Raw genomic sequence first — 17,376 nt, forward strand, 5'->3', positions numbered from 1 at the left:
CTTTTGAATCCTTTCACCGGTTCAACCTTGATAAAAGATCGGTCATTCTTTTGTCGCCACCGGCGAGGGGCCTCCAGTCCACATTGACCGCTTTGCAATGAGCGCGTATCAGGTCTTGATAAAAAATGTCCAGACCCACATTGATGACAGACAAGTCCGTATCGAACAGGTCTTTTGTCTTTAACTGAATCTGGTTGACCCTGTTTAGTAGTTCCTTAGCGATCATTGAAGCCTGCGCATTCGATTCAGCAACGATCACACCGATCTCATTTAAAACAGACCTGGATGCCTCGTAATCCTGCGGATCTTTGTCGGTACCGCAGATCGAACAGATGACGGACAGGTATCCGCCTTGTAGACGGGCTCTTTTCTTGGCTGCAACAAGGGCGCTAAGCATCTCACCTACAGGATCAGGGTGGGCTCCGTATCCAAATACGATATCCAGAAGAAGCACAGCGACCTGTTGTCCCATGTCGTGGTTGATGATGCTCGTCCTGATGCCAGGATCGATCATTGGATGCGCCCGACCTACAGTAAATGCATCGTCTCCAAGGTCTATGATGAGCTGACCTGGGCATGTCCGAATATCCGAAACGCCGATCTTATGCTCCTGTACAAGGTTTGTGCTTAACTCCTTCATCGAATCACCGATGATCTCCACCGCTTCAGAAGCCAGTGTTCCGCCGGTAAACAACCCAAGCAGGAGCTTCTGGTCGCTTCTCATCGCATGAGACTCCTGTTCAACTAGCGTTCTTATGTCAGCATGCGTAACCGCGACCTCTTTGCCGCATTGCTCCACAGCCAGTCGGGCTGCGTCTTCTAAAGTATGCGCATAGATCGCGCCGTAATTTTCAATCAGTGCTCTGTCACATCCAGAAAAGTTGACCACCACTTTCTTGTCTGTCGTTCCGATCAACTCCAATACACTTCTTGCAGCTATATTATCCGGTTTTTTTGATAGCAGCACGATGACTTCGGTCCTGTCATCTTGGATAAGCGCTCTCAGTCCCATGCGCATCATCAATCCACCTATTGGCGCCTTTAGGTCTCTTCCACCGGTTCCTATCGCCTGAGAGATGCCCTCCTTGTACCTGTCGATCAGTACCGATACTTCCTGAATACCCGTGCCGGAAGCACCGACGATTCCTATCGAACCCCTAGCAACGGCATTTGCAAATCCTAGCGGTGTTCCGTTAATGATTGCCGTTCCGCAGTCGGGTCCCATCATGAGCAGTCCTTTTGCAGTGGCAAGCTCTTTAAGCTCAAGCTCCGTTTCAAGATCGACATTATCAGAAAATACCATCACGTGTTTTTCAGCTTCTAGCGCTTTTTTAGCCTCAGCACCTGCGTATTGCCCTGGAACAGAGACTAAAACAAGATTGACATCTTGTGTGCTTTCCATGGCAGATTCGAGGGTCGCAGCTTCATAATCTCCGGTCCCTGTACTTCTAGCACTGGTCAAGAGTCCTTCCAGATTGTCAAAAATCGCATCGGCGCACTCCTTACTGACTGCCATGAAGGTGATCATCAGATCATTAGGCGTCGCGTCTGTCATGGTTTCATCAAACACGTCAAGATGTTTGGCAAGGTCTTTGTTAAGCGACGTACCCATCCCTATCAGAGGACTTTTAACACCGTCCATGCCTTCTAGTTCCTTAGACATCCGCATCAACGTGATGGAGTCGTAATACGCATTTTTTTTGACCCTTGTGTAAACCTTCATGCCTTATCCTCCCAGTTGATCCGCCCATCCATCAAGAGCCGCATGCCTAAGTACATGCCAGTCAAAAGGTCTGTGCCCGATGTAGCGCCTAGTTCTATCACCCCAATCAGAGCGTCTTCTAAACCCTGATTTTGGTTTAATATGGAGTCGATCGCCCTTTTCACCTTCAGGCAGACTCTTCCCTCAGAAGCATAGATAAGACTACGCTCACCGATCAATGTGGTTAAACCCCTAATTCCTGAAACAATCGACCGGGTGATCTGACGCACCGTCTGAATGTTTAATCCATAATGCTCACCGAAGTAGATCAGGCTGAGTAACATTCCGCTTAACAGATCATCGCTTGCTGGTGTGAGGCCTGGTCCGAAGCCTATGATCAGCAGTGAATGGAACCGGATACGTTCTAGTTCCATTTCACAGAGCGATTCTATAAAGGACTGCAGCCGAGGCATGAAGAAGGCCAAGGCGTCGGTCAGCCCGACACTTGTCTCGTTCATATAGATCAAAGGACCCACGCCATCCAAGTTGCCATAGATCGAAACCGCATCTACCATCTTCTTGCACGACACGCTCAGATCCAGATTTTGCCCCATAGCTACAGGACTATAAGAAGTCATCGGGCTCCAGGTGATGAACTCCTCACTAAGTATCTGATGTCCGCCACAAAGCAGCAGCCTGTTTCCTTGTAGCGACAGCTCCAGATTCTTTTCCTTGTGCCGCTCAAGGTCGCTGAAACGGTCTTTTGTGATCACTACAGACATCGGTGAGATGTTCTCAGGTTCCATGAACACCGTGATCAGCTCGTATGATTCTGTAAGCATATTGATGGCGCTTTCAAACCTTGAATGGATGTTCGCCTTTATGTGCTTCTGTTTTAATAATGCTATCAAATCTTCAGATACCAGTATCATGATTCACATCATCCCTTATCTTTTATCGCTTTAAGTACTTTTTCTGCCGTTAACGGCATCGACATGATTCTGATGGCCAGCGCGTCATATAGGGCATTCGCCACAGCGGGTGCGGCAGGTATCATCGCAAGTTCTCCAACACCTCTTGCACCAAATGCTCCCTTTGGTTCGGGATTTTCGATGATTTCGATGATCATTTCAGGAATATCGTCGGCTGTAGGTATCTTGTAATCGGTAAAGGAGGCGTTGAGCACTTTCCCATCCTTGAGTTTAAGCTCTTCCCATAGCGCAGTTCCAAGCCCCTGCATGATTCCACCTTCGATCTGTCCTTCGAGCAGCTGAGGGTTGATCGCCTTACCCACATCATAGGCGGCCACGGCTTTTACCACCCGGATGATTCCTGTGCGCTTGTCCACTTCAATCTCCATACCATGGCAGCCGTAGGTCCAAAACAGCACCGGATTGTCCCCGAGTCCTGTTTCGGGGTCTGCGTTTCTCAGGTTGTCGGGGATGAACACACCTCTTCCGATAATCGGACCATGGATACCTGAACCGTCCTCCATGCTTAGGCCAACGGCTAGTTCACAAATAGGTATCCGCTTTTGCGGGTAAATCTTCGATACGATAAACTCATCTTCGAGTTCAAGGTCCCTGTCGATGATACCCAACTTGATTTGCGCAAGATCAAGAAGCTGGCTTTTGGCGTCTTCGCACGCCTTGATTACTGCGTTCCCTGCGCTGTAGGTCGTCCTGCTCGCAACCGTCTGCCACTCGTACGGTGTGTAATCGGTGTCTCCTGTCTTGATTTTTATTTTTTCAACAGGGATACTAAGCATTTCTGATGCGATTTGCGTCAGCACCGTGTCAGATCCCTGCCCTAGATCCATCGCTGTGACCAAAAGATGCGCGGTTCCATCCTCATTTATTTTAATGATCGCTGACGAGGCCGCGTTGTTGGGCATAAAGGGTGGTTTAAGTGCGCATGCAAGTCCGACGCCTTTTACCAAGTCGTTGTTCTCGCTGTTTTTCGACTTGTCGTAGTCAAGATGTTTGACGACCTTTTCTATACATTCGAGTAGCCCGCACTGGTCGATCGTCTGACCCATTCCGTTTCTGCTTCCTGCCTGCAAACTGTTGATCCTTCTCATTTCAATTGGGTTAATCCCCAGTTCTAGCGCAATCATGTCCATATTCTGCTCAATCCCAAAATGGATCTCTGACATGCCAAAGCCTCTGTAGGCGCCGCCTACCGGATGATTGGTGTACACGCAGTACGAATCGGTCCACACGTTGTCGATATCATAAGCTCCAGTGGAGGAGTATCCCCCAGCCTTGACGATGTTGACACCGTACTCGTTATAGGCTCCACCATCCCAGATGAGCGTGTTTTTAACAGCGACGACCTTGCCGCTGTTCATGACGCCCGTCTTGATGGTCTGATGCAGACCCTGCCTTACAAAGGCATTGTAGAACTCGTCCTCTCTCGAATAGGTGAGCTTGACAGGTCTTCCGTTTGTGAGCATCACAAGCGGTATGACAATCCCTTCAAGGGTTGTTCCCGCCTTACATCCAAACCCGCCACCTACAGCCGGCGAGATGACCCTGATCTTGTTGAGCGGCAAATCGAATGCCACTGAAAGGGTTCTGCGCACGGCAAAAGGCGACTGGCAGCTGGCCCAAACCGTGACGGTACCGTCGGGATCCATCTTGGCGATGACCGAATGGTTTTCGATGGGCACGTGCTGCACATGCGGTACTTTAAATTCATGCTCAAAGATATGGTCCGCCTGTTCAAACCCTGACTCGACATCTCCTTTTCGCAGTTTATAATGATTGCTGATGTTGGTCCCAGCCTTGGGGAAAAACACCTTGGCATAGTGGTAATCACCGAGGTCGGGGTGCACAAGGGGCGCGTCGGGTTCCATGCCTTTTACCGCATCAAAAACAGCGGGCAGCTCCTCGTATTCTATCTCAATCAGTTTCACAGCTTCCTTGGCGATGTCCTCGGTTTCAGCAGCGACAGCAGCCACCGCCTCGCCTAGATACCTGACCTTGTCGACCGCTAAAAAGTTCTTGTCTTCCAGATAAAGACCGCACTTTTTCTTATAGTGCTCACCGGTGATCACAGCCTTGACACCCTCAAGCGCTTCTGCTTTTTTTGTGTCGATACGTATAATCTTGGCGTGGGCGTAATCGCTTCGCTTTACACCTGCATAGAGCATTCTAGGTAAATGGAGGTCGTCTACATACTGGGTGGTACCGGTGACTTTGTCGATACCGTCGACTCTGTTTACCCTGGTTCCGACAACTTTCATGTAGTTCCTCCCTTCTTTGCGACCTCTTGAATCGCCTCGATAATTTTCTTGTAGCCGGTGCATCTGCATAAGTTTCCACTGATGCCAGCTTTGATCTCATCTTCTGTGGGATTGGGCTGATGATCGAGCAAGGCCTTTGCCGTCAGGACCATTCCGGGAGTGCAGTACCCGCACTGAAGCGCGCCTTTTTCAATGAACGCCGTCTGAAGCGGATGAAGCTTTGTACCATCTGACAATCCCTCTATCGTTGTGATAGAAGTGCCATCGGCCTCTACTGCTAGCATCAGGCACGCTGTGACAGGCAGTCCGTCTAAAAGTACCGTGCATGCGCCGCATTCTCCCGCGCCGCAACCGTCTTTAGCACCTGTCAGGTAAAAATCCTCTCTAATCATCTTAAGAAGCGTCAGATTCGGTTTTACTTCGTGCTGTATTTTTTCGCCGTTTAAATAAAAACTGATGGTATGCTTCATATCAACGGTCCCCTTTCATCAGAAGTTCAAGGCCTCGTTCTACAAGCACCTGAGCAATATCCATACGGTACTCTTTTGTAGACCTCACATCGTCGATCGGGCTGATTTCGCCGGCAATCATCAGACTGGCACGTTTTATCACATCTTCATTCAACCTTTTATCCATTAAGAAGGCCTCGGTCCTTGACGCCCTGATAGGTGTCGGAGCCACAGCGCCAAGCGCGATTCTATAGTCGTTTTTAACACGGGCGACACTCGCACACACAATGGCAAGATCAACCTCTTTTCTTCTGGATGTTTTGTGGAAGTACCCATGAAAGTCCTCCTCGTATGGCAGGGTCACACCCGTTACGATATCGCCCTCAATGAGGCTTGTCTTTCTAACCGAAGTGAAGAAGTCGTGGATGGATATGTCGCGGGGGCCGTCTTTTCCGTATACGTGAACGACAGCATCCATGACTAAAAGTGGTGTCGCCGTATCCGCAAGTGGTGAGGCATTGCACAGATTGCCTATGCAGGTCGCACGGTTTCTGATCTGGGTCGATCCCAACAGGTGTATGGCCTCTATTAACATTGGATAATGTCTTTTTACATCGTCGTTTTTCATAAGACTGTTCAGGGTTACGCACGCGCCGATAAAGAGACCGTCTTCTTTTGTGAAGCCTAGTTGATCCAGTCCGCCGATCCCTTTGATGTCAATCACCTGGTCAACTCGGGTCACTCCCGCCTTTATCCTTGTCAAAAGGTCGGTACCGCCATTAAGAATATGGGCTCCATCCCCATAGGTGACTAAAAGATCACTTGCCTCTTTTAACGATTCCGGCTTAAAGTACTTGAATTCCCTCACCACTGCACCCCCATTTATTAACTTAGTTTCTACACTAATTCCAACTATTTGTCTTATACCAAAATTTGAACCCGTCACACAGTTTGAGCCCAAAAATAAAAGGTACAAGATGTCTTATTTAGACACCTTGCACCTTCGTTTGGCTTAAACTACTTAGCTCTTTCTTAAAACACTTCTACAAGTACATCCATGATTCCGCCGCAGACCATTCCCTCGTCCTCTGCGACTTCGCCTGTCATCCTGATTGACTCGACGAAGAATCCTCTTTCAAGCATCCTATCCCTTGCTTTTGCTATCACATCGGACTCGCTGCAGCCTCCACCAATCGTTCCAAACGTCCGCCCGTCATAATAGGCGACCATCTTGGCGCCAGCTTTTCTGGGGACCGATCCCTTGGTAGAAATGATGGTCAGCAGGGCCTTTGGCATCGCTGCCTCATCATTCAGCTGCTTGGCGATCTGCTCCTTAAAGGTCACCACTTCGACTTGTTTGTCAAAATGTTTTGTGCCGAACCTGTTTTTAACAGCGATCAGCTGCGCTGTTATAGCTACTGCAATCTCTTCTGGTGAAACCGCACCTATCTCGATACCAATTGGAGACATCAACCTCTCAAGCCTTGCCTTATCCGCTCCTTCCAACAACAGCTGCTCTTTCATGCCGGCAACCCGGCGTTTCGATCCGATCATGCCTAAATAGCAAAGATCTATCTTGAGCATTTTTCTGAGGATGTCCCTGTCGTATCTATGGCCTCTAGTGACCAGCACCACATAGTCAGAGCTTCTAAACTCGATCGTGTCCGTCAGCTTGTCAAAGGCCTCGCAGATTACCTGATCGGCCTCTAAAAACCTTTGCTTGTTCGCAAAGAACGGGCGGTCATCGAATACCACACAAGAGAAGCCTACTTTGGTCGCAAACTCGACCAAGGGTAAAGAGATATGACCCCCACCAAAAATGATCAGTCGCGGCTTTGGTAAGAAAGGTTCGATCAAAACCGCACTGGTCCGACTAATCCTGTCAAAGCGCATTTTTCCTGTGTCCAGCGCTTCTACTACCGCATGGCGGTAATTCTCAGAATGCCCGCCCATCCCACTTGTCAACTCGTTCTCGACGATCAGTTCCTTGTGGCTGATCCGGCCTCCGGTGTCATCGATGAAGTCAAGCACCGTAAAGACGACGCACCGCTTACCCTTGTTAAGATTTTGGTTTAGCTGCTCATAAATCTTATTCTTCATAAGTCGTCCTGTTCTATCAAACTAATGCAATCGCCGGCTATGACAATTCCCTCTTCCAACACTCTGGTGAAAATGCCTTCAGTAGGCATCACACATTCTCCAGTCGCCTGCTTGATCGCGCAGCCGCTATTGTGGCACTGTTTTCCTATTTGAGTCACTTCGTGCAGGGTAGCGCCTATCTTAAGCCTGGTCCCTACTGGCAAGGTGTGTAGTTCGATTCCTTTTGTAGTAATGTTTTCAGCAAAGATTCCTGGGGTTAGGTTGTCAAAACCCTTGTCGATCATTTTTTCGATGCTCTCGATAGCGAGCAGTGAAACCTGTCTATGCCAGTCACCCGCGTGCGCGTCGCCTACGATTCCATGGCCGGTCCTTAGCTCAGCGCTCTTTACAGGATCCTTGACTGTTCCTTTTGTTTTGCTTATGTTGACCGACAGCACCGATGCGCCTGTCGTATTCATTTGATTTAGCTTAGGTTTGTCCATCAGTTGTTTTCACCCTCCAATGCGGAACATCGCCCGTTTTACAGGTATATGGCCCTTGTCGCCTGCGTGGTGCTTTTGCGGTTTATTTTGGACTGCTTCTTCTATTCTGTCTGCGATCCATTCATCACTTTCGAGGCTATCAAGCAGGTCCACCTCTATGTCGGTATGAAGGCAAGGTTTTAGTTTGCCGTCATAGGTCAGCCTCAACCGGTTGCACCTGTCGCAAAAGTCACAGGTCATGGCACTGATAAGTCCTACCCTGCCCCTTGCGCCTTCGAGCTTAAAATACCTTGCGGGGCTGGAGCTGTCCTCAGTGATCTCAATCAAGTTCTTGTTAGCTTTTAGCACCGTATCGCTTGCAATGAACCGATGACTTTGCCAGTATGCCGCTTGACCGATAGGCATCAGTTCGATAAACCGTATGTCAAGGTCATGCGTCAGGGTCAGGTTGATAAAGTCATTGATCTCATGGTCGTTGAATCCACCGATAAGCACTGTGTTAAGCTTAATCGGAGTAAGACCCGCTGCATCTGCCGCACGTATTCCTTCAAAGATAAGGTCAAGACAGTCCCTACCTGTCAATTCTTTCATGCTGTCCCTATCCAGTGAGTCAAGCGAGATGTTCACGCGGTCGAGTCCGGCTTCTTTTAAGCCTTTGGCATACCTGTTAAGCAGCACTCCGTTGGTGGTAAGCGTGAGTTCTTTTAATCCGCTGATCGACTTAAGCCTTGCCACAAGCGCGATAATCCCATCGGCAAGCAGAGGTTCTCCACCTGTCAGTCTGATCTTTTTGATGCCCATATCGACCATCACCTGCGCAACGCGTACGATCTCATCGGCGCTTAGCACCCTTTTCTCTTCACGGCAGCTTTCGCCTGTTTTGCAGTACTTGCAGCTTAAGTTGCACTGATCTGTCACTGCGATCCTCAGATATTCTATTGTTCTACCGTATTGATCTCTCATCATCAACCTACTGTTCTTTAAAAGTAGTATGCGTCAACCACAGTACCCTTTTCTATCCGTCCTATCTCTTTTGGTATGACCACATATCCGTTTGACTGCGTCAGATAGGTGATCAGTCCCGATTTACCATTAGTAGGGTTCGCCAAGAGCCGCGCGTTCTCCTCTGTCAGACTCACCATCTGGTAGGTGTCACGGCCCTGTGCCGCCACAACCTCATCAACAAGCACCGCCTGCACTTTTCTTTCGCTAGCTACCTTATAGCCCCACGTCACAAGCAGCGCTTTGATTAGCAGTCTGAATACCACAATCGCGCTGACAGGATGTCCAGGCAGACCGAATATGGGTTTACCCCCTATGGATGCCACGATGGTGGGTTTTCCAGGTTTTATCGCCATACCGTGCACAAGGACTCCAGGGTCCCCGATAGACGATAAGATCGTAGCCGTCATGTCCTTTTCACCGACTGAGCTTCCTCCCGATACGCACACGACATCCGCCTTTGAAACAGCCTGTTCCACTTCGCGTCTGATCAGGTCATAGTCGTCCTTAAGCACCTTGGTCTCCAGCACCTCAAAACCTAAGGCCTCGGCTTCGACCTTTAGCATATAGGTGTTGATGTCGCGTACTTTTCCTTTTATCTGCGCTTCTTCAAGACTCACCAGCTCGTCTCCTGTCGAGAGGATCATGATCGTAGGTTTTTTTAAGACGTTTACCTCTGTAAATCCAAGTGAGGCAAGAGCCCCTATCTCATGCGTTCCGATAAGTGTATGTCTATGTAGCACCGTCTCACCGGGCTTGATATCCTCGCCGGCTTCGATGATGTGGTTGCGTTTAGTATGTTCTCCGATAATGGTGACTGTGCCGTCTTCGTTTGCGACCGTGTCCTCCACCATCACCATCGTCTGCGCGCCACTTGGAATCATCGCCCCGGTTGGCACGTACACGCAGTCAGCTTCGTCCACTGTTAAGTCGGTGACACTGCCCATGCCCACTTTACCTATAAGCTTTTTCACGCTTGTGTGCGAGCAAAAACGTATGGCATATCCGTCCACGGTCGATTTTGCGAATTCGGGTATGGTGACCCTGCTGATTATCTTATCGCTTAACATCCTACCAGCTGCATTTAAAATACCGATGTCTTCCGATTGCAGCGGCCGATCCATAAATGCACCGCCGATTGTCTTAAGAACCTCCTCTATAGGAGTCATGCTCAGCCCTTTTACTATTTTGCCCATGTGAGTACCTCGTGATGTAAAAATGTTTTTGTCAGCTCTTTCTTAGGAGAAAGCAGAACGCTTTTACCGTTTCCTTGTTCGACGATTCGCCCTTTTTCAAGGTAGACGACCGTATCAGCGACCCTTGCCGCCTGCGACAGGTTATGCGTCACCCAAACGACTGTAAGTCCATCGTTATCCACCCTGTCTCTAATCGTTTGTTCCACAACCTCAATCGAATAGGGGTCGATATTCGCCGTCGGCTCGTCTAACAGCAGAAGCTTCGGCTGATACACAAGGGCCCTGCCGATCATCACCCTCTGTTTTTCGCCATCCGATAAGGTGATAGGATACCGCTCAAGTAAGCCTTCGATGCACATCTGACCTGCGACCTCATAAGCCACCGCTTTCGCCTTATCCTTACTGATCTTTCGAAGGGTCAGCGGATACATCAAATTATCGATCACCGTCCTATCGAATAAGACCGCCTGCTGCCACACAAAGCTCGTTTGCATCTTGTCAAACCCGTTGATGCAGCGAACGTGTCCTGAAGGGCTAAGGGCTGAACTCAGCAGTTTGAGCAAGGTGGATTTTCCGGCACCGTTAGGTCCGATCACGCAGGTGATCTCTCCTTTTTTTATGACCAGCTCGTCAATGGAGAGAGCCTGCCTGCTGTCATATTGTTTTGTCAGGTTGTTGTAAATCACATTCATAGGGTTATCCTTTTACTCTATCAACTTATAAAGTATCGTGTTGGCGACAAAGGCTAAAAGTATCAAAATCAGCCCCATCGCAATCGAGGTCTCGTAGTTTCCCATACTGTTGTTCATGGCGATAAAGGTCGTCATCGTTCTTGTCGCTCCTCTGATGTTGCCACCCACAAGCATGATCGCACCGACTTCTGAAACCGCCCTGCCAAACCCGGCCACATACGCCCCCATGATTACTTTACGGAGCTCTAAAACGAGCATCTTGAATGTTTCAAACCGATTCGCACCCAAGCTTTCGCAGGTGTCTATGGTATGTTGCGCTTTTGCCTTTGTGTTGTTTATAATGATACCCATCACAATGGGTGTAATCAGAATAGTTTGGGCGATCACCATCGCACTGGGTGTGAACATCAGCTCAAAGACACCAAAGGGACCCTTTCTTGCCAGCAGTATCGCAGTGACAAGTCCAATCACAACAGGCGGCATGGCCATCATGGTGTTGATCAAGCGGACGGTCATCTTCTTGAGGGTAAAGTCCTTAGAAAGAATCAACAGTCCAAGCGGTATGCCTATCACAGAACTGATAAGGCTTGACATGAAGGACACGGCGATCGACAGAAAAATCACCTGATACACGTCCTGGTTAAAAGTTACAAGAAGGTGCACACCTTCTTTTAGTCCATCAAAAATATAATTCATCTACTGATCTCCATGGTCCGCATTGGGTACAAACAACTGCTGTCCGTACTCTCTTTGCCCAAAGGTTGCGATTCTGTTTTGTGTTTTTTCAGACACCAGCCACGTATAGAATAGCAAGGCGTTATTCTCATATTCCTTTTCAGTCTCTGCCCGATTGACAAGAATCACGCTATATTGGTTGAAAAGCCGCCGGTCGTCCTCCACAATCACCTCTAGGTCAAGGTGAGAGCTCATCGACAGATAAGTCGCACGATCTGTCAAAGTATAGGCCATCAGCTCGCTTGCCATCTGAAGCGTCGCTCCCATACCCTGGCCCGATTCGAGGTACCATCTTGAGGATGGTGAAATACCTAAGGATTCGAGCAGGGTGCGTTCTTTGACATGCGTACCCGATTCATCGCCTCTTGAAAGATAGCTGCACTCACTATCCGCTATTTTCTTATAAGCTAGGGCGATGTCCTTAAGCCCTTTTAAAGATGCAGGATCCTCCTTAGGGCCGACTAAGATAAACTCGTTGTACATCACAGCGCTTCTCATAATCCCGTACCCGTCGTCCATAAAGCTTTCTTCTGCGTCTTTTGAATGAACGAGCAGCACATCCGCCTCGCCCTCCATGCCCATCCTCAGGGCTTTTCCACTACCGACGGCAACCACCTTCACCTTTACGCCGTATGCTTCTTCAAAGTCAGGCAGTAAAAAAGCGAGCAGCCCACTGTTTTCAGCACTTGTCGTGGTTGCCAATACAATGCTCTCTCTCGATTCGGCTTTAAATACCACAGTCAACGAAAGCAGCAGCACAACCATGACAGAGAGTAAGACAATTTTTTTCATGTGTCACTCCTTAGTTCCTCTTCAGCCGCATTCGCCGTCTGTACCGCACAAGATTCCAAGTCCATGCCCTAATACCGGTAGCACCACTTCTAGGTTTTCTGCAACCGCCTTGGGGCTCCCGGGTAGGTTGATAATCAGCGACTCACCGCGTATTCCCGCAGTCGCTCTCGAAAGCATGGCCTTTGGAGTCACCTCGAGACCCTTTGAAAGCATGGCGAAAACAAGGCCCAAGGCTTCTCTTTCAATCACTTGCTTTGTCGCTTCAGGAGTGACATCCCGTTTCGAAAACCCGGTTCCTCCGGTAGTCAGTATTATGTTTATTGCCTGGTCGCACATGTCGACTAAGGCATCTTTTATCCTGTCCACCTCATCGGGTACGATCTGGTAACCTTTGATCTGGTACCCACAAGCATGCATCATCGTCTTGATCAGCTCACCGCTTTTATCTTCGCGCTCTCCACGAGCACCTTTATCGCTAACGGTTATTACTCCAAAAGTATACATAATCTCTCCTTGTGTTAAATTCAGAATATTGTAATTATTATACCATTATTTTCAAGGTCTCAGGGCAAGTCCTTAAAATTCAAAAAAAAACTTCACCTACGAAAGGTGAAGTTTGATCCTTATATTTCAATACGGTTCTTACCGTTTCTTTTGGCCTGATACAATTTAAAATCGGCAGATTTGATGGTATCATACAGACTATCGCCCCTATAGCTGACAAGCCCCCCGCTATAGGTAACCTTGACAGAAAACTGCTTTTCGCTTTCTATGCCCAGCGTCTTGTTGATTTCTGTAAGAACCGCTTTCGCATTTTTGAGCGAGGTGTTTTTCAGGATCACGACAAACTCTTCGCCACCATATCTGTAGATTGTATCTTCCGGTCTTAGTCGGTGCTTGAAAACGTCGCCTAAGAGCTTTAGCACCTCATCGCCTAAGGTGTGCCCAAAGACGTCGTTGACTTTTTTAAAGTCGTCAAGGTCGACAATGCCGACGCATATCTCGTGCTCGCTCGGGTCGATCGAAGACAGCTCGTCAAAATCGGACACCAGTTTTCTTCGATTGGGCAGTTGGGTAAGCTCATCTATCAGTGCGAGCTGTTCAAACTTGTTCGACTTCAAATAGGCTTTGGTCACATCCTTAAAGAAGTAGATCAGACTGTCATAGCCCTTAAATCCGATAGGTTCCTGACTGATTTCGATAAAATAGGTCCTATCTAGGCTATTCTCAATACGGTAGACCTTTTCATTTTCAGACTTGAGGGTCAGCTTGCTGCCGTTGACATAATCCTCGATGTTGTTGTTGAACAGCAGATTTATTTTTCGGTTCTCGTACAAGATTTCACCGCTGTCCGATAAAATCAATATGCCGTCATTTGAAAGCTGAAAAAGCTGTTCAAAGATAACGTCTTCCTGCTTCAAGTAGTTGCCCTGAAGGCTTGTCGCTCTTCTAATCAGTAGAAATAGTGCGATATAGGAAACCACCAGTAAACTGATTGCGACGCTTGTTTTTCGGTAATGATCCTTCTTGAACTCCTCATTATATCGTTCGATCTCCTGGACCAGGTCGTCGGTATAAAAGCCCATACCTATGTAAGCGTCCCACTGGTCGATCCGCTTGATATAGGATATCTTTTCAGAAACGCTACCGGTCTCTTTATTAAGGTAGTAATAGGTAATGAAGGCATCCTCGCTATCCTTGAGCGCCTCCAGACACTTGTCATGGATTGACACTCCGTCGTAATCGAGGATCTGTGACATATTCTCACCCAGATAGCTCGAGTTCCCGCTAACAAGAGCGGTACCGTCGTTTTCGTGGATAAAGATATAGCTGTTTTTACCGCTATAATAAAACTGAAGGCGTTTTGTAATGTTGCTTTTCAAGTCGATTTCCATATCTTCTAGATAGCTGCCAGTGCCGATCAGTATGTCGAGTTCTGGAGCATATAAACAGTAGGATGTTTTCGTCAGCGGTTCGCCTCCGCTTACCTTGGGCCAGTCGTAGGTCACATAAACGCCATCTGGATTATCAACAGCCTTGAGCATCTCACGTATATAGTAGACACCATTCTTATCCACAAGATCGACAACACTCGTCCCCTCAAAGGTACTGTCCGTTCCAGATCTGAGCAGTTCCCCTTCTTTGCTCAATGCAAAAAAAAAATATTCAGTGTCCACACTTACATGTATCTCGAACTCTTCGAGTACCTTGCTTTTCATTTCAGAAATATCAACGTTTTTAAACTCTAGCTCATTAAGCAACATGTCTCTCATGTTCTGAACCTTTGATTTTGTCACCTCGTTCTCACGATCCTGAATGAACCTCAGTTCATATTCGATCTCATCCACCCGGTTGAGCACCTCGGACCTGACGTCGCTTTTCATTCCATTTAGAATGAACGTTTCAAAACGCTTTGAGGATACTTTGACATTGTCGATTCCCGTAGCCAACAGATAGACGGACATGGCGAGTAGTCCCATCGTCAATATGCCAATAAGAATGATCCAGTTCAACCTGATTTTTGCCCGTGTCACGTTCATAAGCAGCTCCTAAGGTAGGTTTATTGCGAAATATCTATATCCCATTATAGCACTTTTACCCTTGATATTTCTTATTAATCGATAGAAGGATACAGCCTGCCTCATCCATACATAAACTTACACACCTCTGTACAACTTACTTTAATCATATGATAAACTATAACTAATTAACAGACACGAATCAGCAGTGAGGTGAACTATGAAGGAATTAAAAATTAGTCGAACTACAAAACGAAGAGACCAAAAACATCAGGAGATTTTAACCGCAGCTGCCGATTTGATGGTCCTTCATGGATCAGGTTCTGTTTCTTTAGAAGATATTGCAAAACACGCGGATGTGGCAAGAAAGACCATCTACAACCATTTCGAAAACAAAGAGGCGCTTATCAAAGAAATGGTCATGCCTGTCTGCGACCATGCCAAAGACTATCTATCGGATGCCAAAGATCTTAAAAAAATCTCTTTAGACCAAATCTGGACCTATTGTCTTGAGCTGTGGAAAACCGAGTCCTTAAACTCGATCCTGCTAATGAAGCTAAACTCGGATGATTGCACCGAAATAGAAAGCTACAAGCACGGTTTCGTATTTGTATTCAACCAGTTACTGAGGCTGGTTCCCGAGTATTCCACACTCGATGATAAGCTTATCAAAATCATGGCTAACACCATCTATCAGGTCTACCTGCCTATTTTGGAAAGCATCCATACCCTCGATGGATATGATCAGATCTTCAGAAACAGCATGACCGGACTGATTAGCTCCATTAAACAAGAATAGAAACAGCACGCTCAAAGTGGTATGCCTTAAGCGTGCTGTTTTGCTATTTAAACCCATCATACGAGCCTGAGCCTAGGTCTTTCTTTGACATGTCCCTTGTGCAGCCACAAAGGACAATGATTGTCACAGTACTCGATTAGGGGCAAAAGCTTATCTTTATCAATTAAACATGTATTTGTGTCTCCTTCGGATAGGCTTTTCGTGATGCTCTTGATGCTTTGCCCCAGTGAAAAGCACTTCATCATTTCAAACATGAAAAGATCCATACGCTCCCCATCCGGTAAAAGCATACTCAGTTCATGCTCTACCTTTTCAAGCTCTGGGTGAAAGCTCCAAACGTATCCGTCACAGAAAGCTTCAAACTCCTCTGAATCAAATTTGGAGTATTCCTCAAAAGTCGAATTGTTTTTTATCCTTTGATAGATTTCAATAAACGTTGACTCGATACCAGGATGATAGATTCTTGCAGATTGAAAGTCATGTCCAACATTTGTCACCGGAAGCAGAGCGAAAAGGGTGCTGATTCGGTACTCATCCATAAGAACCGACTTGATCCATTTGTCCAAATCATATATTGAAATGACACCGAATTTATAAACGGCAAACTCAATCATTCTAGCTATTCTAGTGTTAAAACCTATTTGTCTAATCACCCGTTCGTTCATCTGCGCTTTAATCACTTCGGCTACCTCATGTGGAACATACAGGCACGCCTTGTCTTTTTCTATTAACTCAAAACAAAAGCCCAAGTCGATCAAATCCTCCACAAAGGGGCAAACATGCTCTCTTAACCTATTTTTCACTAAAGCATTGAAGCATTTGATATGTCCATCAATCATATAGTGGCAATGCTCAGGTAACTTCGATAAGATATCAGTATGCAGCACTTCAAGCCTTTCAGCACGTTTCAGATTGTCGACCCCTCTGATACCGCGTCTACTTCCAATCCTCTGAAGCTCAAGATCGGTAAGCTCATTCAGACAGTCATTCAGTGTCTTTCCTTCCTGCATCGGTCTGTTCTTTCTTAACTTAATCACATCAGGCTCAAGGTCCGAATCACCCCTAGAGTTCATAACTGCGCCTAGGTTCAGCCACTTCGGCATCTTTTTAAACACCTGCAGGAAACGACTCAAGAATAGACGGACTTCATCTTCTGATTTTAAAGAAGTCACCTGTCCTATGGCATTCACAATCCCCTGCTTATCACCTTCTACCTGGTAGATAGACAGCAGATGGTCAGTAAGCCTCCTACTGTCAATCCTCATGTCATCGACAAGCTCAGCAAGAGCTTCAACAAGCGGTTCATACCCATCGGCCCAGTATCCCAGACCGCTGCTTTTAAACCCCTTCCATTCCACCATGCTAGGCTCATCCCGTTCACAATCGCCTCTCTTTGCAATTCCCCTAGAAAACAGAGCGACATTCTTCACACTCGACTCATAAACAAAATTGCCCGTAGTCAAAAATGTGCGGTTCGTCCGATTGATTTCCTTTACTCTTAACGCAAGCTCCCTATCTGAAAAATCGACAGCAGCAAGCTCGCGATACTTATCAAAAGCCCAGTCCATATGTACAACGCCGTATTTACATACCAGATACTCCATGAAGCTTGCCAGTTTTATATCTTGTGCCATCATTTCACCTACTATCCGATTATTTGA

General features: G+C 47.2%; 16 protein-coding genes. 1 reads left to right on the forward strand and 15 read right to left on the reverse strand.

Annotated elements, in window-relative coordinates:
* Nucleotides 1–13: 13 nt before the first annotated feature.
* The 14 genes from fdrA to DWB64_RS12575 all read right to left on the reverse strand — a co-directional run bounded on the left by fdrA (nucleotide 14) and on the right by DWB64_RS12575 (nucleotide 14,937).
* Nucleotides 14–1,723 carry an acyl-CoA synthetase FdrA gene (gene fdrA, locus DWB64_RS12510; protein ID WP_129488590.1) on the reverse strand — a complete coding sequence of 570 codons (1,710 nt, stop codon included), beginning with the start codon at nucleotides 1,721–1,723 and terminating at the stop codon, nucleotides 14–16.
* Nucleotides 1,720–2,634, reverse strand: a complete 915-nt coding sequence (locus DWB64_RS12515) for a DUF2877 domain-containing protein (protein WP_129488591.1) — start codon at nucleotides 2,632–2,634, stop codon at nucleotides 1,720–1,722. The genes fdrA and DWB64_RS12515 overlap by 4 nt, the downstream gene beginning before the upstream one ends.
* 8 nt (nucleotides 2,635–2,642) lie before the next feature.
* Entirely contained in the window at nucleotides 2,643–4,949 is a 2,307-nt protein-coding gene (locus DWB64_RS12520; RefSeq protein ID WP_129488592.1) for a xanthine dehydrogenase family protein molybdopterin-binding subunit, read from the reverse strand.
* Entirely contained in the window at nucleotides 4,946–5,419 is a 474-nt protein-coding gene (locus DWB64_RS12525) for a (2Fe-2S)-binding protein (RefSeq protein WP_129488593.1), read from the reverse strand. The genes DWB64_RS12520 and DWB64_RS12525 overlap by 4 nt, the downstream gene beginning before the upstream one ends.
* 1 nt (nucleotide 5,420) lies before the next feature.
* Nucleotides 5,421–6,266, reverse strand: coding sequence for a xanthine dehydrogenase family protein subunit M (locus DWB64_RS12530; RefSeq protein ID WP_129488594.1), 846 nt, complete (start codon nucleotides 6,264–6,266; stop codon nucleotides 5,421–5,423).
* A 164-nt stretch (nucleotides 6,267–6,430) separates the two neighbouring features.
* Nucleotides 6,431–7,498, reverse strand: coding sequence for an XdhC/CoxI family protein (locus DWB64_RS12535; protein WP_129488595.1), 1,068 nt, complete (start codon nucleotides 7,496–7,498; stop codon nucleotides 6,431–6,433).
* Nucleotides 7,495–7,980, reverse strand: a complete 486-nt coding sequence (locus tag DWB64_RS12540; RefSeq protein ID WP_243118980.1) for an MOSC domain-containing protein — start codon at nucleotides 7,978–7,980, stop codon at nucleotides 7,495–7,497. Before DWB64_RS12540 ends, DWB64_RS12535 begins: the two co-directional genes overlap by 4 nt.
* Nucleotides 7,981–7,989: 9 nt before the next feature.
* Nucleotides 7,990–8,943 carry a GTP 3',8-cyclase MoaA gene (gene moaA, locus DWB64_RS12545; RefSeq protein WP_129488596.1) on the reverse strand — a complete coding sequence of 318 codons (954 nt, stop codon included), beginning with the start codon at nucleotides 8,941–8,943 and terminating at the stop codon, nucleotides 7,990–7,992.
* Between the two features lie 17 nt (nucleotides 8,944–8,960).
* Nucleotides 8,961–10,178 carry a molybdopterin molybdotransferase MoeA gene (locus DWB64_RS12550; protein ID WP_129488597.1) on the reverse strand — a complete coding sequence of 406 codons (1,218 nt, stop codon included), beginning with the start codon at nucleotides 10,176–10,178 and terminating at the stop codon, nucleotides 8,961–8,963.
* Complete coding sequence (locus DWB64_RS12555) at nucleotides 10,166–10,870, reverse strand: ATP-binding cassette domain-containing protein (RefSeq protein ID WP_129488598.1); 705 nt, start codon at nucleotides 10,868–10,870, stop codon at nucleotides 10,166–10,168. Before DWB64_RS12555 ends, DWB64_RS12550 begins: the two co-directional genes overlap by 13 nt.
* 12 nt (nucleotides 10,871–10,882) lie before the next feature.
* A complete protein-coding gene (locus tag DWB64_RS12560) occupies nucleotides 10,883–11,566 on the reverse strand; it encodes an ABC transporter permease (protein WP_129488599.1) in 684 nt (227 codons plus the stop codon).
* Nucleotides 11,567–12,397 carry a substrate-binding domain-containing protein gene (locus tag DWB64_RS12565; protein WP_129488600.1) on the reverse strand — a complete coding sequence of 277 codons (831 nt, stop codon included), beginning with the start codon at nucleotides 12,395–12,397 and terminating at the stop codon, nucleotides 11,567–11,569.
* Nucleotides 12,398–12,418: 21 nt separating this feature from the next.
* On the reverse strand, nucleotides 12,419–12,901 hold the full coding sequence (locus DWB64_RS12570) for a MogA/MoaB family molybdenum cofactor biosynthesis protein (RefSeq protein ID WP_129488601.1): 483 nt from the start codon (nucleotides 12,899–12,901) through the stop codon (nucleotides 12,419–12,421).
* Between the two features lie 119 nt (nucleotides 12,902–13,020).
* On the reverse strand, nucleotides 13,021–14,937 hold the full coding sequence (locus DWB64_RS12575) for a cache domain-containing protein (protein WP_129488602.1): 1,917 nt from the start codon (nucleotides 14,935–14,937) through the stop codon (nucleotides 13,021–13,023).
* A gap of 199 nt (nucleotides 14,938–15,136) precedes the next feature.
* On the opposite strand from DWB64_RS12575, the gene DWB64_RS12580 reads away from it, so the two are divergent.
* Nucleotides 15,137–15,715: a TetR/AcrR family transcriptional regulator gene (locus DWB64_RS12580; protein WP_129488603.1), complete on the forward strand. Its 579-nt coding sequence runs from the start codon at nucleotides 15,137–15,139 to the stop codon at nucleotides 15,713–15,715.
* Between the two features lie 56 nt (nucleotides 15,716–15,771).
* Here DWB64_RS12580 and DWB64_RS12585 read toward each other — a convergent pair whose 3' ends face one another.
* A complete protein-coding gene (locus DWB64_RS12585; protein WP_129488604.1) occupies nucleotides 15,772–17,349 on the reverse strand; it encodes a hypothetical protein in 1,578 nt (525 codons plus the stop codon).
* Between the last annotated feature and the right edge of the window lie 27 nt (nucleotides 17,350–17,376).

Source organism: Fusibacter sp. A1, assembly GCF_004125825.1.
Taxonomy (GTDB): Bacteria; Bacillota; Clostridia; order Peptostreptococcales; family Acidaminobacteraceae; genus QQWI01.